Origin of the sequence: Candidatus Rhodoblastus alkanivorans, from assembly GCF_022760755.1 — a bacterium.
GTDB lineage: Bacteria > Pseudomonadota > Alphaproteobacteria > Rhizobiales > Beijerinckiaceae > Rhodoblastus > Rhodoblastus alkanivorans.
Genome location: NZ_JAIVFP010000001.1, coordinates 246547 through 270837 on the forward strand (window position 1 = coordinate 246547; position 24291 = coordinate 270837).

21 protein-coding genes are annotated in these 24291 nt (G+C 64.1%); 12 read left to right on the forward strand and 9 right to left on the reverse strand.

Annotation, left to right across the window (positions count from 1 at the left end):
- Window positions 1-19 precede the first annotated feature (19 nt).
- The 7 genes from atpA to hemC form a co-directional block, all read right to left on the reverse strand.
- Window positions 20-1549, reverse strand: a complete 1530-nt coding sequence (gene atpA, locus K2U94_RS01125) for a F0F1 ATP synthase subunit alpha (protein WP_243065454.1) — start codon at window positions 1547-1549, stop codon at window positions 20-22.
- On the reverse strand, window positions 1549-2154 hold the full coding sequence (locus K2U94_RS01130; RefSeq protein WP_243065455.1) for a F0F1 ATP synthase subunit delta: 606 nt from the start codon (window positions 2152-2154) through the stop codon (window positions 1549-1551). Before K2U94_RS01130 ends, atpA begins: the two co-directional genes overlap by 1 nt.
- A gap of 194 nt (window positions 2155-2348) precedes the next feature.
- A complete protein-coding gene (locus K2U94_RS01135) occupies window positions 2349-4556 on the reverse strand; it encodes a primosomal protein N' (protein ID WP_243065456.1) in 2208 nt (735 codons plus the stop codon).
- Window positions 4557-4598: 42 nt separating this feature from the next.
- The gene (gene secA / locus K2U94_RS01140; protein ID WP_243065457.1) at window positions 4599-7406 is read right to left on the reverse strand and encodes a preprotein translocase subunit SecA; all 2808 of its coding nucleotides are present in this window, start codon (window positions 7404-7406) and stop codon (window positions 4599-4601) included.
- A 280-nt stretch (window positions 7407-7686) separates the two neighbouring features.
- Entirely contained in the window at window positions 7687-8076 is a 390-nt protein-coding gene (locus K2U94_RS01145; RefSeq protein WP_243065458.1) for a DUF2147 domain-containing protein, read from the reverse strand.
- Window positions 8077-8082: 6 nt separating this feature from the next.
- Window positions 8083-8772 (reverse strand): uroporphyrinogen-III synthase, encoded by a 690-nt coding sequence (locus K2U94_RS01150; RefSeq protein WP_243065459.1) that lies wholly within the window; start codon window positions 8770-8772, stop codon window positions 8083-8085.
- An 18-nt stretch (window positions 8773-8790) separates the two neighbouring features.
- Window positions 8791-9699 (reverse strand): hydroxymethylbilane synthase, encoded by a 909-nt coding sequence (hemC, locus tag K2U94_RS01155; RefSeq protein WP_243065460.1) that lies wholly within the window; start codon window positions 9697-9699, stop codon window positions 8791-8793.
- Window positions 9700-9799: 100 nt separating this feature from the next.
- On the opposite strand from hemC, the gene tsaD reads away from it, so the two are divergent.
- From tsaD to K2U94_RS01170, 3 genes are read left to right on the forward strand one after another with little or no spacing between them, the layout of a single operon-like run.
- Window positions 9800-10870, forward strand: a complete 1071-nt coding sequence (tsaD, locus tag K2U94_RS01160) for a tRNA (adenosine(37)-N6)-threonylcarbamoyltransferase complex transferase subunit TsaD (RefSeq protein WP_243065461.1) — start codon at window positions 9800-9802, stop codon at window positions 10868-10870.
- Between the two features lie 7 nt (window positions 10871-10877).
- Window positions 10878-11438, forward strand: coding sequence for a phospholipase D-like domain-containing protein (locus K2U94_RS01165; RefSeq protein WP_243065462.1), 561 nt, complete (start codon window positions 10878-10880; stop codon window positions 11436-11438).
- Complete coding sequence (locus K2U94_RS01170) at window positions 11435-12427, forward strand: NAD(P)H-dependent glycerol-3-phosphate dehydrogenase (protein WP_243065463.1); 993 nt, start codon at window positions 11435-11437, stop codon at window positions 12425-12427. Before K2U94_RS01165 ends, K2U94_RS01170 begins: the two co-directional genes overlap by 4 nt.
- A gap of 52 nt (window positions 12428-12479) precedes the next feature.
- On the opposite strand, the gene K2U94_RS01175 is transcribed toward K2U94_RS01170, so the two are convergent.
- Entirely contained in the window at window positions 12480-12884 is a 405-nt protein-coding gene (locus K2U94_RS01175; protein ID WP_243065464.1) for a DUF3597 domain-containing protein, read from the reverse strand.
- Between the two features lie 201 nt (window positions 12885-13085).
- On the opposite strand from K2U94_RS01175, the gene K2U94_RS01180 reads away from it, so the two are divergent.
- Together K2U94_RS01180 and K2U94_RS01185 are read left to right on the forward strand one after the other, a co-directional pair.
- Complete coding sequence (locus K2U94_RS01180; RefSeq protein ID WP_243065465.1) at window positions 13086-13373, forward strand: YciI family protein; 288 nt, start codon at window positions 13086-13088, stop codon at window positions 13371-13373.
- The gene (locus K2U94_RS01185; protein ID WP_243065466.1) at window positions 13370-13795 is read left to right on the forward strand and encodes an EVE domain-containing protein; all 426 of its coding nucleotides are present in this window, start codon (window positions 13370-13372) and stop codon (window positions 13793-13795) included. Before K2U94_RS01180 ends, K2U94_RS01185 begins: the two co-directional genes overlap by 4 nt.
- On the opposite strand, the gene K2U94_RS01190 is transcribed toward K2U94_RS01185, so the two are convergent.
- Window positions 13790-14323 (reverse strand): MarR family winged helix-turn-helix transcriptional regulator, encoded by a 534-nt coding sequence (locus K2U94_RS01190; protein ID WP_243065467.1) that lies wholly within the window; start codon window positions 14321-14323, stop codon window positions 13790-13792. The two genes, K2U94_RS01185 and K2U94_RS01190, sit on opposite strands and share 6 nt — an antisense overlap.
- A 158-nt stretch (window positions 14324-14481) precedes the next feature.
- Here K2U94_RS01190 and zapE point away from each other — a divergent pair, with 158 nt between their 5' ends.
- The 7 genes from zapE (at window position 14482) to odhB (ending at window position 24244) form a co-directional block, all read left to right on the forward strand.
- A complete protein-coding gene (gene zapE, locus K2U94_RS01195) occupies window positions 14482-15666 on the forward strand; it encodes a cell division protein ZapE (RefSeq protein ID WP_243065468.1) in 1185 nt (394 codons plus the stop codon).
- On the forward strand, window positions 15663-16289 hold the full coding sequence (locus K2U94_RS01200) for a TetR/AcrR family transcriptional regulator (RefSeq protein WP_243065469.1): 627 nt from the start codon (window positions 15663-15665) through the stop codon (window positions 16287-16289). The genes zapE and K2U94_RS01200 overlap by 4 nt, the downstream gene beginning before the upstream one ends.
- Before the next feature lie 284 nt (window positions 16290-16573).
- A complete protein-coding gene (gene mdh, locus K2U94_RS01205) occupies window positions 16574-17536 on the forward strand; it encodes a malate dehydrogenase (RefSeq protein ID WP_243065470.1) in 963 nt (320 codons plus the stop codon).
- A gap of 81 nt (window positions 17537-17617) precedes the next feature.
- The gene (gene sucC / locus K2U94_RS01210; protein WP_243065471.1) at window positions 17618-18817 is read left to right on the forward strand and encodes an ADP-forming succinate--CoA ligase subunit beta; all 1200 of its coding nucleotides are present in this window, start codon (window positions 17618-17620) and stop codon (window positions 18815-18817) included.
- Window positions 18817-19707, forward strand: coding sequence for a succinate--CoA ligase subunit alpha (sucD, locus tag K2U94_RS01215; RefSeq protein WP_243065472.1), 891 nt, complete (start codon window positions 18817-18819; stop codon window positions 19705-19707). The genes sucC and sucD overlap by 1 nt, the downstream gene beginning before the upstream one ends.
- Window positions 19708-19912: 205 nt before the next feature.
- Window positions 19913-22927 carry a 2-oxoglutarate dehydrogenase E1 component gene (locus tag K2U94_RS01220; protein ID WP_243065473.1) on the forward strand — a complete coding sequence of 1005 codons (3015 nt, stop codon included), beginning with the start codon at window positions 19913-19915 and terminating at the stop codon, window positions 22925-22927.
- A 90-nt stretch (window positions 22928-23017) separates the two neighbouring features.
- Window positions 23018-24244: a 2-oxoglutarate dehydrogenase complex dihydrolipoyllysine-residue succinyltransferase gene (gene odhB / locus K2U94_RS01225; protein ID WP_243065474.1), complete on the forward strand. Its 1227-nt coding sequence runs from the start codon at window positions 23018-23020 to the stop codon at window positions 24242-24244.
- Window positions 24245-24291 lie beyond the last annotated feature (47 nt).

Below are 24291 nucleotides of genomic sequence, written 5' to 3' on the forward strand. Positions count from 1 at the left end.
CGGCGGGCCCGGTTGAATATCAGGCGAAGGACTTGGTGTAGCCTTCGATGACCGCCTTCAGCTTGCCCGCGGTGTCGTCCGAAAGATCCTTGGAAGCGCGGATCGCCTCGAGAATGTCTGCGTGGCTGGTGCGCAGGAGCGCGAGGAGACCATCTTCATAAGCCTTGATCCGGTTGACCGGCAGGGCGTCGAGATAGCCGTTGACGCCGGCATAGATCACCGAAACCTGCTCTTCCATCTTGAGCGGCGAGAACTGCGCCTGCTTGAGGAGCTCGGTCAGGCGCGAGCCGCGGTTGAGCAGACGCTGGGTGGTGGCGTCCAGATCCGAGCCGAACTGGGCGAAGGCGGCCATTTCGCGATATTGCGCGAGTTCGCCCTTGATCTTGCCCGCAACCTTCTTCATCGCCTTGGTCTGGGCCGATGAGCCGACGCGCGACACCGAGAGGCCGACGTTCACCGCCGGGCGGATGCCCTGGTAGAACAGGTCGGTTTCGAGGAAGATCTGGCCGTCGGTGATAGAGATCACATTAGTCGGAATATAGGCCGACACGTCGTTGGCCTGGGTTTCGATCACCGGCAAAGCGGTCATGGAGCCCGCGCCATTGGCGTCGTTGAGCTTGGCGGCGCGCTCCAGAAGGCGGCTGTGGAGATAGAACACGTCGCCGGGATAGGCTTCGCGACCCGGCGGGCGGCGCAGCAGCAGCGACATCTGGCGATAGGCGACCGCCTGCTTGGTCAGGTCGTCATAGACCATCAGCGAATGCATGCCGTTATCGCGAAAGAATTCGCCCATGGCCGCGCCCGCGAAAGGGGCCAGGAACTGCATCGGGGCCGGGTCCGAAGCGGTGGCGGCGACGATGATCGAATATTCCAGCGCGCCCTGCTCTTCCAGAACCTTCACGAACTGGGCGACGGTAGAACGCTTCTGGCCGACCGCGACATAGACGCAGTAGAGCTTGGCGCTTTCGTCGGTGCCTTGGTTGAGCGATTTCTGGTTGAGGATGGCGTCGAGAGCGACCGCGGTCTTGCCAGTCTGGCGGTCGCCGATGATCAGTTCGCGCTGGCCGCGGCCGATCGGGATCAAGGCGTCGATGGCCTTGAGACCGGTCGCCATCGGCTCATGCACCGACTTGCGCGGGATGATGCCGGGCGCCTTGACGTCGACGCGCGAGCGCTTGGCGGCGTGGATCGGGCCCTTGCCGTCGATCGGATTGCCCAGCGCGTCGACGACGCGGCCAAGCATTTCCTTGCCGACGGGAACGTCGACGATCGAGCCGGTGCGCTTGACCGTCTGACCTTCCATGATCTCGCGGTCGGAGCCGAAAATGACGACGCCGACATTGTCGGCTTCAAGGTTCAGAGCCATGCCCTGAATGCCGTTTTCGAACGCAACGAGCTCGCCTGCCTGGACGTTGTCGAGGCCGTAGACGCGGGCGATGCCGTCGCCGACGGACAGAACCTGGCCAACTTCCGTGATCTGGGCTTCATTACCGAAATTCGCGATTTCGTTCTTGAGAATCGCGGAAATTTCTGCGGCGCGGAGTTCCATCAGCCGACCTCTTTCATGCGTGTGCGGAGCGAATTGAGTTTGGTTTTCAGCGAAGCGTCGACCATGCGCGAGCCGATCTTGACGACGATGCCGCCAATGATCGAGGGATCGACATCGACATTGACTTTGACCGCCTTGCCCCCCGAGACCTCGCGCAGCGCCTGTTCGAGCGTGGCGGAATGACCGGGCGAAAGCGCGGCGGCGACGGTGACGTCGGCGCGGGCCACGCCCTTGGCCTTGTCGTTCAGGGCGACAAAGGCGCGGATCATGTCGGGGAGAACGAAAAGGCGGCGCTTGGCGGCCACGAGCTTGACAAAATTAGCGGTGATGCCGCCGAAACCATATTTGTCGAGAATGGCCGAAATCGCCTTGAGCTGCTCCTCGGCCGAAAAGACCGGGCTGAGGACGAGGCGCTTGAGATCAGCGCTCTGCTCGATCATTTCCGCGAAATTGCCCAGGGCCTCAGTGACGGCGTCGGTGACCTTCTGTTCCTGGGCAAGCGAGAAAAGGGCCTGGGCATAGCGTTCCGCGACGCCGGACGTCGGATTCTTGGAGTCGTCGACTTCAGCCACGCGGAAAAGCTCCCTACGATATCGGACGACCATCCGCCCTCGAACGGTTCGGCGCAACGCCGCAACTGCTTTAAGGGCTGAACTGTCTGGAAACGGGAAGCGGCGGTAGCTGGACTCCCCGAAAGGCGCGGCTCACCTAACATAGGGCGCCTTCCTGCGCAACCCTCACTTAAGCGGCAGAAATATGGTTTAGCGATAAATTAGACTGACGCTTCACCCAATTTTTCCTAAAGAAAATTTTGCGGGTCAATGTCCACGATGACCCGCACGCCGCCGCGCGGTTTGGGCGCCAAAGTTAACAGGGCGCGCAGAAAGCCTTGCAGATCCGCGGCGCGCGGCGCTTTGACCAGCAGGCGAAAACGGCTTTTGCCGCGCAGCACCGCAATCGGCGCCTCGGCCGGGCCGAGCGTGACAATGTCCGACGCGGGCGAATCCGCTCCGGCCTGGAACTGGCGCGCGGCGCGCGCCAGGTCGCGGGCGTGGCGTTCGGCCGCCGTCCGATCCGCCGCCGAGACGATGAGCGCGGCAAGCCGGCCGAACGGCGGCAAGCCGGCCTCGCGGCGAATGTCCGTTTCCTCGCGATAGAAACGTTCAAAATCGCCGGACAGCAGGGCGCGCAGAACGGGATGATCCATCTGCCAGGTCTGTAGGAAGGCCCGCCCGGGCCGTTCGCCGCGCCCGGCGCGGCCCGCCACCTGATTGAGCAGCTGAAAAGTCCGTTCGGCGGCGCGCGGATCGCCATTGGCGAGGCCGATGTCGGCGTCGACCACGCCGACCAGGGTCAAATGCGGAAAATGATGGCCCTTGGCGACGAGCTGGGTGCCAATGACGAGATCGAACTCGCCGTTCTCGATCGCCTGCAATTCCGCTCGCATCCGCGCCGTCCCGCCCGGCATGTCCGACGAAAGAACGAGGAGGCGGACCTCGGGAAAAAGTTCAGCGGCCTCCTCCGCGAGCCGTTCGACTCCGGGTCCGCAGGCGACCAGCGAATCCGCCGTTTCGCAGGCCGGGCATTTGTCCGGACGGCGCTCGACATGACCGCAATGATGGCAGACGAGAGCCCTTCGGGCGCGATGCTCGACCAGCCAGGCCGAGCAGTTCGGGCACTGGAACCTGTGGCCGCAGGCGCGGCATAAGGTGAGCGGCGCATAGCCGCGCCGGTTAAGAAAGAGAAGCGCCTGCTCGTTTTGCGCGAAATTTTGCCGCATCGCGTCGGCGAGGCGCGGCGCAATCCATTTGCCGCGCGGCGGGCCTTGCCGCCGCAGGTCGATCGCTTCGATTTTCGGCAATGTCCGTCCGGCGAAGCGGCTTTCGAGCTTCTGCCAGCCATAGCGCCCCTGTCGGGCGTTTTCCCGCGTCTCGATCGAGGGGGTCGCAGAAGCCAGAACGATAGCGCAGGAGTCGCTCTTCGCCCGCACCACCGCCATGTCGCGCGCGTGATAGATGACGCCATCGTCCTGCTTATAAGCCGCCTCGTGCTCTTCATCGACCACGATCAGCCGCAGATCGGCGAAAGGCAGGAACAGGGCTGAACGCGCGCCCGCCACCACCCGGGCTTCGCCTTCGGCGGCGCCGCGCCAGACCCGCGCCCGCCGACGCGGCGACAGGCCCGAATGCCATTCCGCCGGCGGCTGGCCGAACCTTTTGGCGAAACGTTCGAGAAATTGCGCCGTCAGGGCGATTTCGGGCATCAGGATCAGTGCCTGGCCGGCGCTTTCCAAGGCTTCCGCGACGGCCTCGAAATAGACTTCCGTCTTGCCGGCCCCGGTGACGCCTTCGAGCAGGATCGGCTTGAACGCCCGCGACGCGACCGCCTCGCGCAAATTCCGGGCGGCCTGTTGCTGCGCCGGCGACAGCGCCGGCGCGCAGAAATCGAAATCGGGCCTGCCGCCGGGCGTTTCAGGCGGCAGGGCGAAGGCCTCCAGCGCGCCATCGTCGATCAGGGCGTCGACGACCCCCGCGGAGACGCCGGCGAACCGGGCCAGTTCCGTCTTGGTCGTCGCGAGATCGCCGAGCAGGGCGGCGAGAACCCGCGCGCGGGCCGGCGTCGGGCGCTTTGGCGGCGCGCCGGTCGCACGAATCCCGATGCGCAAGGGTTCTTCTTCAGCGTCTTCCGCCGCCCGGGTCGCCATGCGCAGCACCATGCCGCGCGGCGCCATGGTCCAGGAGGCGACCCAATCGAGGAAGGAGCGGAACTGTTCCCGCAGCGGCGGCAGGTCCAGCCGCTCCAGCACCGGTTTGAGCTTGTCTGAGGCTCCGCCCCGCACGGCCCAGACGACGCCGATCTGCGCGCGCGAACCAAGCGAGACCTTGACGAAATCGCCCGCCGCCAGAGCCATTCCTGCGGGAATGCGATAGGAATAGGGCTGTTCCACCGCCACTGGAACGAGCACGTCCGCGACGCCGGCGCGGTCTTCTGACTGGCGCTCGCTCATCGCGTTGATCCCGTGGCTTGGGACGCCGCGCGGACAGCGGCGTCAGGCCAGGACGCCGTGGCAGTGCTTGTATTTCTTGCCCGATCCGCAGGGACACGGCTCGTTGCGGCCCACCCGGCCCCAGTTCGCCGGATTGTCCGGATCGCGCGGCGCGGAGGGCTCGGGGACGCCCAGCGCGCCCGGCGAAAATTCGCCTGCGTCGATGCGCGCGTTGATCTGGGCGAATGCAAATTCATCCTCGCCGGTCAAGGGATCGAGATGCATCGCCTGCATGGGCGGAAGTTGCGGCTCCGCCGGGCGCTCGGGAACGACCTCGATGCGCATGAGCTGCGCGGTGACGGCCTCGCGCAAATGGGTGATGAGGGTGTTGAAAAGCTCGAAAGCCTCGGACTGATATTCGTTGAGCGGATCGCGCTGGGCCATGCCGCGCCAACCGATGACCTGGCGCAGCTGGTCGAGCACGACCAGATGCTCGCGCCACAAATGGTCGAGCGTCTGGAGCAGCACCTGCTTCTCGATATAGCGGGTGAGCTCCGGCGAATTCATCTTTTCGCGCGCGGCATAGGCTTCGTCGGCCGCGGTTTCGAGCCGCTCGCGCAGCTCCTCGTCGCCAATGCCTTCCGCCTTGGCCCAGTCGGCCAGCGGCGGCGCGATATTGAGCTGGTTCTGGACTTCCTCGGCGAGGCCGGCAATGTCCCAGGCTTCGGGATAGGCGTCATGCGGCACATGGCTCGCGACGAGATCGTCCACCACGCCGTGGCGCATTTCGGCGATGACGTCTTCAAGCGAATCCTGCGCCATCATGTCGCGGCGCTGCTCGAACACGACCTTGCGCTGGTCGTTCATGACATTGTCGAATTTCAACACGTTCTTGCGCATGTCGAAATTGCGCGCTTCGACCTTCTGCTGCGCCTTCTCCAACGCCTTGTTGATCCAGGGATGGATGATGGCCTCGCCCTCCTGCAGGCCGAGTTTGGTCAGCATGGCGTCCATGCGGTCCGAGCCGAAAATGCGCATCAGGTCGTCCTGCAACGACAGGAAGAATTTCGACTTGCCGGGGTCGCCCTGACGGCCCGAGCGGCCGCGCAACTGATTGTCGATGCGCCGGCTTTCATGGCGTTCGGTGCCGATGATATAGAGCCCGCCCGCGGCCAATGCCTTTTTCTTGAACTCCGCGACCTCCTCGCGGATCGCCTTCTCGCGGGCCTCGCGCGCCTCGCCTTCGAGGCCGGCGCATTCCTGCTTGAGGCGCATGTCGATATTGCCGCCAAGCTGAATGTCCGTGCCGCGGCCGGCCATGTTGGTGGCGATGGTGATCGCGCCGGGAACGCCGGCTTCGGCGACGATATAGGCTTCCTGCTCGTGGAAGCGGGCGTTGAGGACGGCGAAATTTTTCGACGGCTTGCCGGAGCGGGCGGAGGCGTAAAGCTTGTCGAGCGCGCCGGACGCGCCAAAGTCGATCATTTTATAGCCCTTGCCCTCGAGATATTCGGCAAGCTGCTCCGATTTCTCGATCGAGGTCGTGCCGACCAGCAGGGGCTGGCCTTCAGCGTTCGCGCTCTCGATTTCCGTGACGATGGCCGCAAGTTTCTCCGCCGAGCTGCGATAGACCTCATCGTCGGCGTCAAGCCGCGCCACCGGCAGGTTGGTCGGAATTTCGAGCACTTCGAGCTTGTAGATTTCGGCGAATTCCTCGGCTTCGGTCGCCGCCGTGCCGGTCATGCCCGCGAGCTTTTTATAGAGCCGGAAATAATTCTGGAAGGTGATCGAGGCCAGGGTCACGTTTTCGGGCTGGACCGTCACGCCTTCCTTGGCCTCCAGCGCCTGATGCTGGCCTTCGGAATAGCGGCGGCCAGGCATCATGCGGCCGGTGAATTCGTCGATGATGACCACTTCGCCGTTGCGAACGATGTAATCCTTGTCTCGATGGAACAATTTATGGGCGCGCAAGGCCTGGTTGACGTGGTGAACCAGGGTCACGTTGGTAGATTCGTACAGCGACCCCTCGGTCAAAAGGCCCGCCTCGCGCAGCCATTGCTCGGTCTTTTCGTTGCCTTCTTCGGTGAGATTGGTGCTGCGCTGCTTTTCGTCGATCTCGTAATCTTCCGCACCGAGGAGCGGGATCAGCTTGTCAATTGTGTTGTAGAGGTCCGACTTGTCGTCCGAGGGGCCGGAAATGATGAGCGGCGTGCGGGCTTCGTCGATCAGGATCGAATCGACCTCGTCGACAATGGCGAAGGAATGGCCGCGCTGAACCATTTGGTTCAGCTCATATTTCATATTGTCGCGCAGATAGTCGAAACCGAATTCGTTGTTGGTGCCATAGGTAATGTCGGCGGCATAGGCCTGGGCGCGTTCGGCGTCGTCGAGGCCGTGGACGATCACGCCGACGGTCAGACCGAGGAAATTATAGATGCGACCCATGTTCTCGGCGTCGCGGCTGGCGAGATAGTCGTTGACGGTCACGACATGGACGCCGTTGCCGGCGAGCGCGTTGAGATAGCAGGCGAGCGTGGCGACAAGGGTCTTGCCCTCGCCGGTTTTCATTTCAGCGATCGAACCCTCGTGCAGCACCATGCCGCCGAGGAGCTGGACGTCGAAATGGCGCTGGCCGATCGCGCGCTTTGCCGCCTCGCGCACCGTGGCGAAAGCGGGAATGATAAGATCGTCGAGCGGCTTGCCCGCCGCAAGTTCGGCGCGAAACGCATCGGTGCGGGCGCGCAAAGCTTCGTCGGAAAGGGCGGCGATCTCCGGCTCCAGCGCATTGATGGCGGCGACGCGGGGCCGATAGGTCTTCAACCTGCGATCGTTGGCGGAGCCAAAAATCTTCTTCGCGAGGTTCCCCAACATCAAATCGACCTTTCAGCGCGGCGGCCCAGCCGCGCAATCCGGTGGACGCCGGCGATCGGAGAGGCCTTCTTTTCGAGGCTCCTTGGCCGGCGAGACGCGCCGCCCCTATTTCGGGAGCCTTGGCGCAAGAAACAAGACGCCGCGCCTTGTTCTCGTCGACCGCGGCGATTTTTGACGGAGGCGGCGCGAGAGCGCGCAAAGCCGGGAACCCGGCGGGCGAGAGATAGAAGCGCCGCGTCGCCTTGTCAACGAGACTGGATCGTGGCGTAAAGACGCCCGGTCAGCGCGCCCGTTTCCAGGTTTCGCCGCCGCAAAGGCCCCCGCCGGCGACGCAGCCCTGGACCCGCAGATGATTGGCGTCTCCGCCCTGCGAGATTTCCCCGTCATACAACGTGCCATTGTCGAGATTGAAGATTCGCCCCTTCCAGACATCGCCGACGCGGCGAAGGTTGAGCAAAATCTTCTTGCCGACGGCCGATTTCTCGCCGGGCGCAGGCCGCGGCGCCGCGGCGACATAGCCGCAAACGCCCCCCCCGCAAGGCGAGATGCGGATGAGCGCCGAACCGTCGGCGACCCGCCAAACGCCATAGGGGAATTGCGCCGCCGTAGCGGCCGGCGACCCCAACGCCATGAGAACAAGGACGGAGGAAAGGGCGACGGCTCTTTTCATGCGCGATCAATCTCCTCGCAATGGCTCCACCGAGCAGAGCAATTTCAATAACGCCTCTTCATCGGGTTGAGAAGCCGTGAAGATTCGTTCCGTGGGCGCCCATCTCGCGCAAATGTCGGCGACGTCCTGCGAAAGACAGAAATGCGAGAGGCGCGAAGCGGCGCCGCCGATCAGGGACAAAGCCGCGCCGGCGCTGCGCGGGGAATAATGCAGCACGGCGTCAATCCGCCCGTCGCGAAGCGCGGCGAGGACTTCGTCCGGCCAGCCCGCGACGGGACGGGCGTCATAAATCTCGACCACGGCGACGGCCCAGCCGGCGGCGCGAAGACGATCCTCCAGCACGGGCTTGCGTTCGCGGCCCGCGAAATAAAGCGCGGAGGCGGGTTTCATTTCGGCGACGAGCCGTTCGGCCAGGGCCTCGGCGCGCGGAGCGACGAGCGCCACGCGAAAGCCGGACGCTTCCGCGGCTCGCGCGGTCCTTTCGCCGACGCAGGCGACGGGAAGGGCGCGCAAGGATGGCTTCGGCGCCCCTCCGGCAAAGGCTTGCGCGCTTGTTGCGAGAATCAGATCGAATTCCCCTTCCGGCGGCGCTGTTCCGGTCGGGACGATCTCCAGGGCTGGCGCGAGCACGACGCGATGGCCCAGGGCGGCGAGCCGCTTCGCCGTCCGCGCCGCCTGGTCGGAGGGCCGGGTCACCAGCACGCGCATCGGAAGTCAGAAATGGAGCAGGTCGGCCGGCGCGGCCTCGAGAATCCTGCGCGCGGCCGATTCGCCCAGACCGGACGCCTCCGCGGCCAGGCCTTCGGCGCGAGCGTCGAAGGCCTCGGAGCCGTCCTTGCGCAGGACGATTCCATAAAAGCTCACCCGGTCTCCGGCGACCACGGCGTGACCGGCGATCGGCGTGCGGCAGGAGCCGTCGAGCACAGTCAGGAACGCCCGCTCCGCCGCCAGGGCGCTCCCCGTCTCCGCGTCGCAGATCATCGCCAGATCGGCGAGAATTCGCGCGTCCTCCGCGCGCGCGGTGATCGCGATGGCGCCTTGGCCGCAGGCTGGCGGAAAAAGGTCGAGCGGCAGGACGGACGTCGCCTGATCGGCGAGGCCGAGCCGCTTCAATCCCGCGAGCGCCAGCAAAGTGGCGGCGAATTCGCCGCTTTCCACCTTGCGCAGCCGGGTCTGGACATTGCCGCGCAGCAATTCGACCTCGAGGTCGGGGCGCAGCCGCCGAATCATCGCCTGCCGGCGCAGCGACGCCGAGCCGACGCGCGCCCCTTGCGGCAAATCCATCAGGGTCCTGGCCTCACGGCCAATGAAGGCGTCGCGGACGTCCTCGCGCGGCAGATAGCCGGCGACGATGAGGCCCTCGGGTAAAAGGGTGGGCAAATCCTTGGCCGAATGGACCGCTATGTCGATCGCGCCGTCGAGCTGGGCCAGGTCCAGCTCGCGGGTGAAAAGCCCCTTGCCGCCGACTTCGGCCAAAGGTCGGTCCTGGATCATGTCGCCGCTGGTCTTGATGACGACGATTTCGAAATGTTCCTCCGGCGCGCCATGAGCGAGAGCGAGGCGGCGGCGCGTTTCATGGGCCTGAGCCAACGCCAGGGGACTGCCGCGCGTGCCGATTTTCATCCAGGGCGCCAAAATTTCGCTCCATGCCGTTTTCAAACCTCAAGGCGGCGGACTATAGAAAAAAGCGCGCCGCGATGAAAGCGGCGCGGGGAGCAAAGAGATGTGGGCCAGTCTTCGCGTTCTCGGCATTGAGAGCACCTGCGACGAAACCGCCGCGGCGGTGGTCGAGGCCGACTCGATGGGACGCGGCAAAATCCTCTCGAACTGCGTACTGAGCCAGATCGCGGAACACGCCGCCTTTGGCGGGGTCGTTCCCGAAATCGCCGCCCGCGCCCATGTCGAGGCGCTCGACCCGCTGATTCGCCGCGCCCTGGCCGAAGCCGACTGCCGCGTCGAAGACCTTGACGCCATCGCGGCCGCCGCAGGCCCCGGCCTGATCGGCGGCGTGATGGTCGGACTGATCACGGGCAAGGCGATCGCGCTTGCTGCGCATAAGCCTTTCGTCGCCGTCAACCACCTCGAAGCCCATGCCCTGACGGCGCGTCTGACCGACAATATCGAATTCCCCTATCTGCTCCTGCTGGTCTCGGGCGGCCACAGCCAGCTCGTCGCGGTCAATGGCGTCGGCGACTACCAGCGGCTCGGCTCGACGGTCGACGACGCCGTCGGCGAAGCATTCGACAAGGCCGCGAAACTGCTCGGCCTGCCCTATCCGGGCGGTCCGCGGGTCGAACAGGCAGCGCTCGGCGGCGACCCGGCGCGTTTCGATTTCCCCCGGCCGATGGCCGCGCGGCGCAATCCCGACTTTTCCTTTTCGGGCCTCAAGACCGCCGTCCGACAGGAAGCCGAGCGCATCGCGCCCCTCACCAATACCGACGTCGCCGATCTCTGCGCCTCTTTCCAGGCCGCCGCGGTCGATGTGATCGTGGATCGCTGCCGCGCCGCTCTGCGCCTGCTCGCCGATTCGCCCAAGGCGCCGACGGCGCTGGTGGCGGCGGGCGGGGTCGCCGCCAATGGCGCGATCCGCCGCGCGCTCGGCCGTTTCTGCGCCGAAACCGGCCTGAGGCTCGCCTTGCCGCCGCCTGGTCTGTGCTCGGACAATGGCGCCATGATCGCCTGGGCGGGGCTCGAGCGATTCCGCCTTGGCCTCGTCGACGGCATGGATTTCGCCGCCCGGCCGCGCTGGCCGCTCGATGCGCGCCAGGACCCGCGCTGGCATGGCAAGGCGTGAGGTTTTTTTGCGCGCGCTCAAATATCTCCTCCTGCCCGCCGCCTTCGTCGTCGCGATCGAGGCTCCCAAACCCTTTCTGCAGCCGCAATCCCCGATCGCGGCGCCCGTGCGCGTCGCCTATGGACCCGCGCCGGGCTTCGAAACTCTGGACCCCGACCTGATTCGCCGGTCGCGACAAAAAATCGACATGACGGCCTATGTGCTGAGCGACGAGCGCGTGATCGAGGCCCTGTCGGCGGCGGCGAGCCGGGGCGTCCATATCCGGCTTTATTTCGATCCGGAACAATTCCGGCGCATCGGCGGCAGGAACGACAATGTCCTCGCGCTCGTGAACCAGCCCAATGTGCAGGCCAGGATCAAGGCCGAACAGGACAACCTGATGCATCTGAAAGCCTATGCCGTCGACGGGCGCTGGCTGCGCACGGGATCGGCCAATTTTTCCTGGTCCGGCGAAACCCGGCAGGACAATGACATTGTGATCATCGACAGTTCGCAGGCGGCCGCGGCCTTCACCCGCCATTTCGAAAGGCTGTGGGCGCGGCGCGACAATACGGACCCCACGCGATGAGCAAGACCACGACGCTCGCCGTGCTCGGCGCCGGCGCCTGGGGCACGGCGCTGGCCAATATGGCGGCGAGCCGGCGCGGCAAAGTCTGGTTGTGGGCGCATGATCCGGCCCACGTCGAGGCCATGCGGCAAAGCAGGCGCAACGATCGCCGCCTGCCCGGCGTCGATCTCGCCCGGCACGTCGAGCCCGTCGCCGACATAGCCTGCGCGGGGGAGGCGGACCATGTGCTGGCGGTGGTGCCGGCGCAAAATTTTCGGGCGACGGCCGAAGCCTTGCGCGGCCATTTGCAGCCCGGATCGGCGGTCGTGAATTGCGCCAAGGGCATCGAGCGCCAGACCGGCCTTTACATGCATGAAGTGCTGGCGGACGTGTTGCCCGGACAGCCTGCCGCCGCTTTGTCCGGCCCAAGCTTCGCGGTCGATCTGGCGCGCGGCCTGCCGACCGCCGTGACGCTCGCCGCGGGTCGCATCGAACTCGCGGAAGAGCTTTGCGCGCGGCTGGCGGCGCCCAATTTCCGGCTCTACCGGTCGAGCGACCTGATCGGCGTCGAGATCGGCGGGGCGGCGAAAAACGTGCTCGCCATCGCCTGCGGCGTCGCCATGGGCCGCAAACTCGGGGCCAGCGCCCATGCCGCGTTGCTCGCGCGCGGCTTTGCCGAACTGATGCGTTTCGCCGCCGCCCAGGGCGCGCGGCCGGAAACGATCATGGGCCTTTCGGGACTGGGCGACCTCGCCTTGACCTGTTCTTCGCCCCAATCGCGCAATTACGCCCTCGGTTTCGCCCTGGGCGAAGGCGAGGCGCCGCAGGCGGCGAGCCATGGCAAATTGAGCGAAGGCGCCTTGACCGCCCGGATCCTCGTCGAAAAAGCGCGCAGGCTTGGCGTAGAAATGCCGATCGCCGAGGCGGTGACGGCGATCCTCGAAAGCCGGATCGACGTCGGCGCGGCGATCGAGGCCCTGATGAGCCGGCCCTTCAAGGCTGAGGGCTGAGCCCGCCTTACGGCGGGCTGTTGGCCGAGGGATGACGCCGCGCCGTCTTTGGTTATTTCTTGAGAATGTCGGCCGGAACCTTGCCGCCATTGGCCGCGACCAGGGCGATCACCTTTGCGTGCAGCCACATGTTCATTTTGGCGGTGTCGTGGGTGTCGCCGTCATATTTCAGCTCGGCGGCGAGTTCCCGGCGCGCCTGAAGACTAGAATCGAGGCCGAGCACCTTCATAAGATCGACGATCGAAACACGCCAGTCGAGGGTTTCGGGGTTCTTCTCGTTCATTTCGTCGAGGACCGCCGCGATATCGACCTTGCTGGCGACATCGGCCGGAACGCTCGCCGGAGCGTCCAGCGCCGGCGCCGCCGCGGGAGCGTCGGCGGCGGGAGCCGCTGCAGGCGCCGCATCAGCCGGCGCCGAGCCGAAGATCTTACCCAGAATGGTGCCGAAAATGCTCATGGGACTCTCCCGAGAAATCGTCTTGCGCGTCGCCCGTCCCCAAAAGAGACCGGGAGCGGGCGCGAGGCTAGAACCAAGTCACGACAGTTACAACACGCCGCACCGGTTTGAGGTCCCTTGCCTCGGTTGAATCAGCCGGCCCTCTCGTGCAACCATTTGGCGCGAATATTTCTTCGCTCGAAAAAAATTCTGGGACCAGACATGCATTTTGTCGCCATCTGCCTCGACAAGCCGGATTCGCTCGCGATACGGCTGGAAAACCGCGCCGCCCACCTCGCTTTCCTCGGCGAAAAGACAGAAATCGTAAAACTCGCCGGCCCCTTTCTCGATCCCGCCGGCCAGCCCTGCGGTTCGATGCTGGTTCTCGACTGTCCCGACGAGCTTTTCGCACGCGATTTCCTGGCGAGCGACCCCTATGCCAGGGCCGGCCTGTTCGCCTCCGTCGAATTGCGCCCCTACAAGCCGGTCCTGGGGACCTATCTTTCATGAGCGACGATAAATCGTACTGGCTGGTCAAGAGCGAGCCCGACGCCTGGTCCTGGGACCAGATGGTCGCCTGCGGCGGCGAGGGAACGGGCTGGACCGGCGTGCGCAATCATCTCGCCAAACAGCAGATGATGGCGATGAAGCTCGGCGACCTCGCCTTTTTCTATCATTCCAATGTCGGCAAGGAGATCGTCGGCATTGTCGAAGTGATCAAGACCTTCCACCCCGACCCGACCGACGCCAGCGGGAAATTCGGCATGGTCGACGTGCGCGCGGTCGAGCCGTTGAAGCGGCCGGTGACCCTGGAAGAAATCAAGGCCGATCCGCGCTTCGCCGACATGGCGCTCGTCAAGATGAGCCGGCTGTCGGTTCAGCCCGTCTCGGCCGAGCAATGGCGGGCGATACGCGCCCTCGGCGGCCTATAGATCATCCGCGTCGAGCGCGGCGCCCGGGAGCGGCAGCCCGGCCGCGATCGCCGCAAGCCAGCGGCGCAGGGCCTTCTCCCGTTTCGGACGAATGCCCTCGGTCAGACGCGCGCTCGCGCTTTCGGTCCGTTCCCGACCGAGGCGCAGGATTTTCTCGCCTTCAGGCGTCAGGGCCAGCGGCCGCGCCCGGGAGGCGGCGGAAAACGCGCCGTCCTCCTCGCGCACAAGGCCGGCGCGGCGCAAATTGGCGACGATGAGCGAAACCGTCTGCGGCGTGAGCTTGGCCTTGCGCGCCAGATCGGCCGCGAGCAGGCCGGGATTTGCGCCGATCAAGGTCAAGGCCGCCAATTGCGGCGGCGTCACGCCGAGATCGGCAAGAAGCCGTTCCTCGGCAAGCCGCTGCGCGCCGGCCGCCTGCCGCAGCAAGGCGGTGATATCGCCGTTCTCGCCGGGAAGATCGAGCGACCGCAAGCGTCGTTTGGGCTGCTCGGTCTGTGTTTGCTCATCGAACGGTCGAATTTTGACCATGGCGTTTCCTCGTTATTGTGGGTAACTTTTTGACAGGCTGCTGATCGTAAGCTGATACGTTTGGTCCGGCAAGCTTGAGCGCGCCCTTGAGCGAAAGGCTAGCTTGTCAAGCGCGGCGGCGCGCCGCTACACGCCTCCATCACCATCCGGAATGGGTAATGGAACATTCGCGCCGCTCGATCATCGACGAATATGACGACCTCGTCGCGCAAGGAAGAATCGAGCGCGACGCCAAACAGATGGCGGTAGTCGAGAAACTTGACGCCCTGGGCGTCTCTCTGACCGAACGCCGGCTCGCCAAAAAATCCAGCTCGCTCGGCTGGCTTTTCGGCGCACGAAACGTGACCGCGCCGACGGCGCGCGGGCTCTATGTCTGGGGCCTGGTCGGACGCGGCAAAACCATGCTGATGGACCTGTTCTTCGATTCCATCGCGATCGAAAAAAAGCGCAGGGTTCATTTTCATGCGTTCATGGCGGATGTCCACAAGCGCATTTTCGCGTGGCGCCAGAAGAGAAAAACCGGCGAGGTGAAAGGCGAAGACCCGATCGCGCCGGTCGCCAGCGAATTGATCGACGAAGCGATCCTATTGTGTTTCGACGAATTCGCCGTCACCGACATTGCCGACGCCATGATCCTCGGTCGGCTGTTCGAAGCCTTGTGGGCGCGCGGGATGGTGGTCGTCGCGACCTCTAATGTCGATCCGGCCGACCTATACATGGATGGCCTGAACCGCGCCCTGTTCCTCCCCTTCATCGGCATGATCAAGAAAAATATGGAGGTTGTCAGGCTCGACGCGCGAACGGATTTCCGTCTCGAAAAGTTGAGCGGCGCCCCCGTTTATCTGACGCCCCCCGACGCCGAAGCGCGCGCCGCGCTGGACAAAGCCTTCCACGCCCTGACGGGAGTGAAAAACGCCGCCTCCCTCCGCCTGCCCGTGATGGGGCGCGAAATCGTCGTGCCGCAGGCGTCGGGCCGCGTCGCGCGTTTCGACTATGCCGATTTGTGCAAACAGCCGCTCGGCGCCGCCGATTTCGTCGCGATCGCGGAATATTTTCATGTCCTCGTCGTAGATAATATTCCGACAATCAACGCGGACGAACGCAACGAAGCGAAAAGATTCATCAACCTCATCGACGGGCTTTATGATCAGCGCGTGAAGCTGATCGCCTCGGCCGACGTCGAGCCTGAAAAGATCTATCAGGCGGAACAGGGCTGGGAGGCTTTCGAATTCGCGCGCACGGTCTCCCGGCTGACGGAAATGCGCTCGACGCAATATCTTGAATTGCCTCACGGCCGCGGCGAAAAGGTCAGCGGCGACATCACGGGTCTTGTTGAGACATGATCCATCGGGCGCGCCCGGACGAAAAAGCCCCCGACCAGAAAATACTGGATCTGGCCTGCGCCCAACTGCGCCAATTCGGGCCCCGGCGGACCACGATTGTCGGGATCGCGGAGGCGGCTGGAATGTCCCACGCCAATGTCTATCGGTATTTTCCATCCAAGGAAGCGCTGTTCGAGGCGGTCACCCTGCTCTGGCTCAAGCCGCTGGAACAGCAGCTTCATGTCATCGTTCAGGGGCAGGACCCGGCCTATGACAAGCTGGAGCGGGCGCTGACGGCCTTGCAGCGCGCCTATCGCGAAAAGAGGGACAGCGACCCCACCCTGTTCCGGCTGCTTTGCGACGCGGTCGAGAAAGGCGGCGGCGTCGCGCGACGGCATCGCAACAGGGTTCAGGCCGAGATTCAGGCCATCGTCGAGGAAGGCATTGGATCCGGCGCGTTCCGCATTCAGGACCGGCGCCGGGCGATGGCGCTGGTCTTCGACCTCGCCCATCGCTTCGTCCAACCGGTGTCGATCGCTCTCGATAAAGACGTTTCGGTCGCGGAGATGGATTTTCGCGCCAGCCGCGCCATTGCGGCCATCCAACGCAGCCTGACGTTCGGCGATCCTGATTTTGACATGTAACATTTTTTGTAATCTGTAACCAAGCCGAAAGTTCAAGTCGTTGCGCGCCGCGCAAAATCGCGCTGAGAATTTATACATTTGAAAACAAAGGCCCTTTCCAAATCCACCACCCCCTGCGCCTTGCTCGCCATCACAATAACGTCAGAGGCTTAGTCTTTCTCCCGACTTGAAAGCCCGGAAAGATCGGGGCAAAACGCCCCCCATGTCCGGCGACGCCGGAACAGCCCCCGCCGTGCCCGCCGCGGCGATGGACCGACGACAGGTTGAGACGAGGACGAGAACTCATGGCGCGTAACAAGATTGCATTGATCGGAGCCGGCCAGATCGGCGGAACGTTGGCCCATCTCGCCGGGCTGAAAGAACTCGGCGACATCGTTCTCTTCGACATCGCCGAGGGCACGCCCCAGGGCAAGGGTCTCGACATCGCCGAATCCTCTCCAGTCGACGGCTTCGACGCCAAGATCGCCGGCGCCAATGATTACGCGGCGATCGCCGGCGCCGACGTCGTGATCGTCACCGCCGGCGTCCCCCGCAAGCCCGGCATGAGCCGCGACGATCTTCTCGGCATCAACCTCAAGGTGATGGAGTCCGTCGGCGCCGGCATCAAGCAGAATGCGCCCGACGCCTTTGTCATCTGCATCACCAATCCGCTCGACGCCATGGTCTGGGCCTTGCAAAAAACCTCCGGCCTGCCGTCGAACAAGGTCGTCGGCATGGCCGGCGTGCTCGACTCGGCCCGTTTCCGCTATTTCCTCGCCGAAGCAACTGGCGTCTCGGTCAAGGACATTCACGCCATGACCCTTGGCGGCCACGGCGACGACATGGTTCCTCTCGTGCGCTATTCCACCGTCGGCGGGCTTCCGTTGCCGGAGCTCGTCAAGCTCGGCTGGCTCACCCAGGAAAAGCTCGACGCTATCGTCGAGCGCACCCGCAAGGGCGGCGGCGAAATCGTCGGTCTGCTCAAGACCGGCTCGGCCTTTTATGCTCCCGCCGCCTCGGCGATCGCCATGGCGGAATCCTATCTCAAGGATCAGAAGCGCGTTCTGCCGATCGCCGGTCATCTCAACGGCGAATATGGCGTCAAGGACACTTATGTCGGCGTGCCCGCCCTGATCGGCGCCAAGGGCGTCGAAAAGATCATCGAAGTCGCCTTCGACGATGCCGAGAAGGCGATGTTCGAAAAATCGCTCGCCTCGGTTCAGGGCTTGATCGAAGCCTGCAAGAAGATCAATCCGGCTCTCGCCTGATCGAAAGCCGCCGCAGCCGGCTCGCGCGATCGTCGCCCTGGGGACCGCGCCAGCCGGTGTCGCTCTCTTACGAGGATTACTATGAATATTCATGAGTATCAGGCCAAAGCCGTTCTCAAGGAATTTGGCGTTCCGGTATCGCGCGGCGTGTCCGTGCTCAAGGCCGAGGAGGCCGAAGCCGCCGCCAAGGCGCTCGGCGGCCCGCTTTGGGTGGTGAAGTCCCAGATTCACGCCGGCGGCCGCGGCAAGGGCAAGTTCAAGGAAGCCGCCGCGGGCGAAAAGGGCGGCGTGCGCCTCGCCAAATCGGTCGATGAAGTCAAGCTGTTCGTCGAGCAGATGCTCGGCAATACCCTGGTGACGGTTCAGACCGGCCCTGCCGGCAAGCAGGTGAACCGCCTCTATGTCGAGGACGGCTCCGACATCGAAAAGGAATTCTACCTTTCCGCGCTGGTTGATCGCGTCACCTCGCGCGTTTCCTTCGTCGTGTCGACCGAAGGCGGCATGGACATTGAGGAAGTCGCGCACAAGACCCCGGAAAAGATCAAGACCTTTTCCGTCGATCCGGCGACCGGCGTCATGCCCCATCATGGCCGCACCGTCGCCCAGGCGCTGAACCTCTCCGGCGACCTCGCCAAGCAGGTGGGCAAGCTGGTCGAACAGCTCTATGCCGCCTTCGTCGCCAAGGACATGGCGATGCTGGAGATCAATCCCCTGATCGTGACCAAGCAGGGCGATTTGAAGTGCCTCGACGCCAAGGTCTCGTTCGATTCCAACGCGCTCTATCGTCATCCCGATATTGTTGCGTTGCGCGATGAGACCGAGGAGGACGCCAAGGAAATTGAAGCGTCCAAATATGATCTGTCCTATATCACGCTCGACGGCGCGATCGGCTGCATGGTCAATGGCGCGGGCCTCGCCATGGCGACCATGGACATCATCAAGCTCTATGGCATGGAGCCCGCCAACTTCCTCGACGTCGGCGGCGGCGCCAGCAAGGAAAAGGTGACGGCGGCGTTCAAGATCATCACCGCCGACCCGAACGTCAAAGGCATTCTGGTCAATATTTTCGGCGGCATCATGCGCTGCGACGTCATCGCCGAAGGCGTGATCGCGGCGGTGAAGGAAGTCGGCCTCAAGGTTCCGCTGGTCGTTCGTCTCGAGGGCACCAACGTCGACCGCGGCAAGAAGATCATCACCGAATCGGGTCTCAATGTCATTCCGGCGGACGATCTCGACGACGCCGCCCAGAAGATCGTCAAGGCCGTCAAGGAGGCCGTGTAATGTCCATCCTGATCGACAACAACACCAAGATCATCACCCAGGGCTTTACCGGCAAGAACGGCACCTTCCATTCGGAGCAGGCGCTGGCCTATTTCGGCACCAAGGTCGTCGGCGGCGTTTCTCCCGGCAAGGGCGGCGCGACCCATATTGGCCTCCCCGTTTTCGACACGGTCGCCGAAGCCAAGGACGCCACTGGCGCCGACGCCTCGGTCATCTATGTCCCGCCGCCGGGCGCGGCCGACGCGATCTGCGAGGCGGTCGAGGCGGAAATCCCGCTGATCGTCTGCATCACCGAAGGCATTCCGGTCCAGGACATGATCAAGGTGAAGCGTTCGCTGTCAGGCTCGAAATCCCGCCTGATCGGGCCGAACTGTCCCGGCGTCATGACGGCCGGCGAATGCAAGATCGGCATCATGCCGGGCAATATCTTCAAGGCCGGCAATGTCGGGATCGTTTCGCGCTCCGGCACCCTGACCTATGAAGCCGTGTTCCAGACCTCGCGGGTCGGCCTCGGCCAGACCACTGCGGTCGGCATCGGCGGCGATCCGGTCAAGGGCACGGAATTCATCGACATGCTCGAATTGTTCCTGGCCGACGACAAGACCCATTCGATCATCATGATCGGCGAGATCGGCGGCTCGGCGGAAGAAGACGCCGCGCAGTTCATTGCCGACGAAGCCAAGAGAGGCCGCAAGAAGCCGATGGTCGGCTTCATTGCGGGACGCACGGCTCCTCCGGGACGCCGGATGGGCCATGCCGGCGCCATCATCGCGGGCGGCAAAGGCGGCGCCGAGGATAAGATTTCGGCGATGGAGGCCGCGGGCATCCGCGTTTCGCCTTCGCCGGCGCGCCTCGGATCGACCCTGGTCGAAGTGCTGAAAGGCCTGTGATCCTGGCGGGCGCGGGCGGCTCGTCCGCGCCCTGCCGATGAAATGATCCGGACGCACTCGCCGCGCCCGGTTGATGGGCGGAGCGCCCGCCGCGAAGTGGGAAGCGGGCGAAACCGACGCCTCATTGGCGTCAATTTTGGGCGAGAAACCGCCCGAGCCCGCGGCCGCCGCGCGAACCGGCCCCGCGGAGCGAGAGGATATCGAGATGGCGCGTCAAGACAGCAATGGCAGCAATGGCGGCGGTGGTTTGGGCCGTTCCCCGCAAAACGCCGCTTTCGCGGATTCGTCTTTCCTGTTTGGCGGCAACGCCGCCTATATCGAGCAGCTCTACGCCGCCTATAAATCCAATCCCGGCGCGGTCGATCCCGAATGGCGCGAATTCTTCGGCGCCATGAACGACGACGGCGAAATGGTCTCCGCCAACGCCAGGGGCGCCTCGTGGAAACGTCCGAATTGGCCGAGGCCGCCGCAGGGCGACCTTGTCGCCGCCCTCGATGGCCAGTGGCCGGTCAATGAAAAGGCGGTCGCCGACAAGATCAAGACCAAGGCCGCGCAGGAAGGCAAGGGAGACATCTCCGCCGCCGAACTCCACCGCGCCACCCAGGATTCCGTGCGCGCGATCATGATGATCCGCGCCTATCGCATGCGCGGCCATCTCCACGCCAATCTCGATCCGCTCGGCCTCGATCCGCAGAAGGATCACGAGGAGCTGCATCCCTCAAGCTATGGCTTCACCGAAGCCGACTACGACCGCAAGATCTTCATCGATCATGTTCTGGGCATGGACTACGCCACCATCCGCGAGATGCTGGCGATCCTGCGCCGGACCTATTGCTCGACCATCGGCTGGGAATTCATGCATATTTCCGATCCGGCCGAGAAAGCCTGGATTCAGGAGCGCATCGAAGGGCCGGACAAGGAGGTTACCTTCACCAAGGAAGGCAAGCGGGCGATCCTGCAAAAACTGGTCGAAGGCGAGGGTTTCGAGAAATTCCTCGACGTGCGCTATACCGGCACCAAGCGTTTCGGCCTTGACGGCGCGGAAGCCATGATTCCGGCGCTGGAGCAGATCATCAAGCGCGGCGGCGCGCTCGGCGCCAAGGAAATCGTGTTGGGCATGGCCCATCGCGGTCGCTTGAACGTGCTCTGCCAGGTCATGGGCAAGCCGCATCGCGCTCTGTTCAATGAATTCAAGGGCGGCTCATTCCTGCCTGAGGAGGTCGAAGGCTCCGGCGACGTCAAATATCACCTCGGCGCCTCATCGGACCGTGAATTCGACAACAACAAGGTGCATCTGTCGCTCACTGCGAATCCGTCGCATCTCGAAATCGTCGATCCCGTGGTGCTCGGCAAGGTGCGCGCCAAGCTCGATCAGCACCTCGATCGCGCGCCGGAAGACCGCCGCAGCGTCATGCCGCTCCTGATCCACGGCGACGCCGCTTTCGCCGGTCAGGGCGTCGTTGCGGAATGTTTTGGCCTTTCCGGACTGAAAGGTCACCGCACCGGCGGCTCTATTCATTTCATCATCAACAACCAGATCGGCTTCACCACTTATCCGCGCTATTCGCGCTCTTCGCCTTATCCGTCCGACGTGGCGAAAATCGTGGAAGCGCCGATTTTGCACTGCAATGGCGACGATCCGGAAGCGGTGACGTTCTGCGCCAAAGTGGCGACCGAATTCCGCCAGAAATTCCAGAAGCCGGTCGTCATCGACATGTGGTGCTACCGCCGCTTCGGCCACAATGAAGGCGACGAGCCGTCCTTCACCCAGCCGCTGATGTACAAGAAGATTCGCGCACACAAGTCCACGCTCGAACTTTACGCCGAAAAGCTGATCGGCCAAGGCCTGCTCACCGAGGGCGAGGTCGACAAGATGAAAGCCGATTGGCGCACGCGTCTCGACGCCGAATATGAGGCGGGCCAAGCCTATAGGCCGAACAAGGCGGACTGGCTCGACGGCCGCTGGTCCGGCCTGAAATCGGTTCCGAGCGCCGAGCAGGAAGACCCGCGCCGCGGCAAGACGGCCATCTCCACAGAGAAGCTGTACGAATATGGCGAGAAGCTTTGCAAGGTTCCCGAGGGCTTCCACCTCCACCGAACGATCCAGCGCTTTCTCGACAATCGCCGCAAGGCGATCGAGACGGGCGAAGGCATCGATTGGGCGACCGCCGAAGCTCTGGCCTTCGCTTCCCTTGTCGATGAAGGCTACCGCGTCCGCCTGTCTGGACAGGATTGCGAACGCGGCACCTTTTCCCAACGCCATTCGGTGCTGACCGATCAGGAAAACGAAGCGCGCTATATCCCGCTGAACCATATCAGCAGCGGTCAGAACTATTACGAGGTCATCAATTCGATGCTCTCGGAGGAAGCCGTGCTTGGCTTCGAATATGGCTATTCGCTGGCCGAGCCGGACGCGTTGGTGATGTGGGAAGGCCAGTTCGGCGATTTCGCCAATGGCGCGCAGGTCGTGTTCGATCAGTTCATCTCTTCGGGCGAGCGCAAATGGCTGCGCATGTCCGGACTGGTCTGCCTGCTGCCGCATGGCTACGAGGGCCAGGGGCCGGAACATTCGTCGGCGCGTCTCGAGCGTTTCCTGCAAATGTGCGCCGAGGACAATATGCAGGTCGCAAACTGCAGCAGCCCGTCGAACTACTTCCATATCCTGCGCCGTCAGCTCAAGCGGGACATACGCAAACCCCTGATTCTCATGACGCCGAAATCCCTGTTGCGCCACAAGCGCGCAGTGTCGAGTCTTGACGAATTCACCGGCGATTCGCATTTCCGCCGCCTGCTGTCGGACCATGCCGAGACCGAGCCCAACGAGGCGATCAAGCTTGTCAAGGACGACAAGATTCGCCGCGTCATCCTGTGCACGGGCAAGGTCTATTACGATCTTTACGAAGAGCGCGAGAAGCGCGGAATCGACGACATCGCGCTGCTGCGCGTCGAGCAGCTTTATCCGATGCCGCTGAAGGCGCTCGTCGCCCGTCTTGCCCGTTACAAAAAGGCCGATGTGGTGTGGTGCCAGGAAGAACCGAAAAACATGGGTGCGTGGTTCTTCGTCGAGCCCTATCTCGAATGGGTGCTCAATCAGGCCGGCGGCAAGAGCAAACGCGCCCGCTATGTTGGCCGCCCCGCCTCGGCGGCCACGGCGGCGGGCACGATGGCGCTCCACCTCGCGCAGCTCAAGGCCTTTCTGGACGACGCTTTCGCGAGTTGAAGTTTTTTCGCCAGGGACTCCGGCTCTTTTCAGCCGGAGTTCTCGCCTTCCACCCCCTCTATGAGCCGCTGAAGCGGCGGATGTGATCCCATGACCACCGAAATTCGCGTTCCTACACTCGGCGAATCCGTTTCCGAAGCGACCATCGGCCGCTGGTTCAAAAAGCCAGGCGACGCCGTGAAGGCCGACGAGCCTTTGCTGGAGCTTGAGACCGACAAGGTCACCCTCGAGGTGAATGCGCCCGCCGCCGGAACCCTCTCCGAGATTGTCGCCAAGGATGGCGCGACCGTTGAGCCCGGCGCGCTGCTCGGCCAGATCGCCGAAGGCGGCGCGCCCGCCGCGACCGCTCCGGATGCAGCCCCTGCCGCCGCGCCCGCTCCTGCCGCCGCAGCAGCATCCTCAGCGCCGGCGCCCGCCGCGGGCGCCCCGCTGCCGCCGCCTTCGCCCGCCGCCGCCAAGAACGCCGCGGACCGGGGCATCGATGTCTATGACGTGCCGGGCAGCGGCAAGCGCGGCCAGGTGCTCAAGGGCGACATCCTCGCTTTCGCCGCCAATCCGCCGGCCGCGGCGCCTGCCGTTCCCGCCGCCGCCCGCGCCCCTTCCGCCGCCGAGGACACCGGCCGCGAAGAGCGCGTGAAGATGACCAAGCTGCGCCAGACCATCGCGCGCCGCCTGAAGGAAGCCCAGAACGCCTCCGCCATGCTGACCACTTTCAACGAAGTGGACATGCAGCCGCTGATGAGCCTGCGGACCCAGTACAAGGACCTGTTCGAGAAAAAGCACGGCGTGAAGCTCGGCTTCATGGGCTTTTTCGTGAAAGCGTGCACCCACGCGCTGAAGGAAATCCCGGCGGTCAACGCCGAGATCGACGGCACGGACATTATCTACAAGAATTTCTGCCATATCGGCGTCGCCGTCGGCACCGACAAGGGTCTTGTCGTCCCGGTGGTCCGCGACGCCGACAGGCTTTCGATCGCGGGCGTCGAAAAGACGATCGCCGACTTCGGCAAGCGCGCCCGCGACGGCCAGCTCAAGATCGACGAGATGCAGGGCGGCACTTTCACCATCTCCAACGGCGGCGTCTATGGCTCGCTCATGTCCACGCCGATCCTCAACGCGCCGCAGTCAGGCATCCTCGGCATGCACAAGATCCAGGAGCGCCCTGTCGTCGTCGGCGGCAAAATCGAGATCCGCCCGATGATGTATCTCGCGCTCTCCTACGATCACCGCATCGTCGACGGCAAGGAAGCCGTGACCTTCCTCGTCCGCGTCAAGGAAGCCCTCGAAGACCCCGCGCGTCTCGTTCTCGATCTTTGATGCGCCCAAAGCCGCGCCCGAAAAGGCGCGGCGTCTTCCTCGCGGAG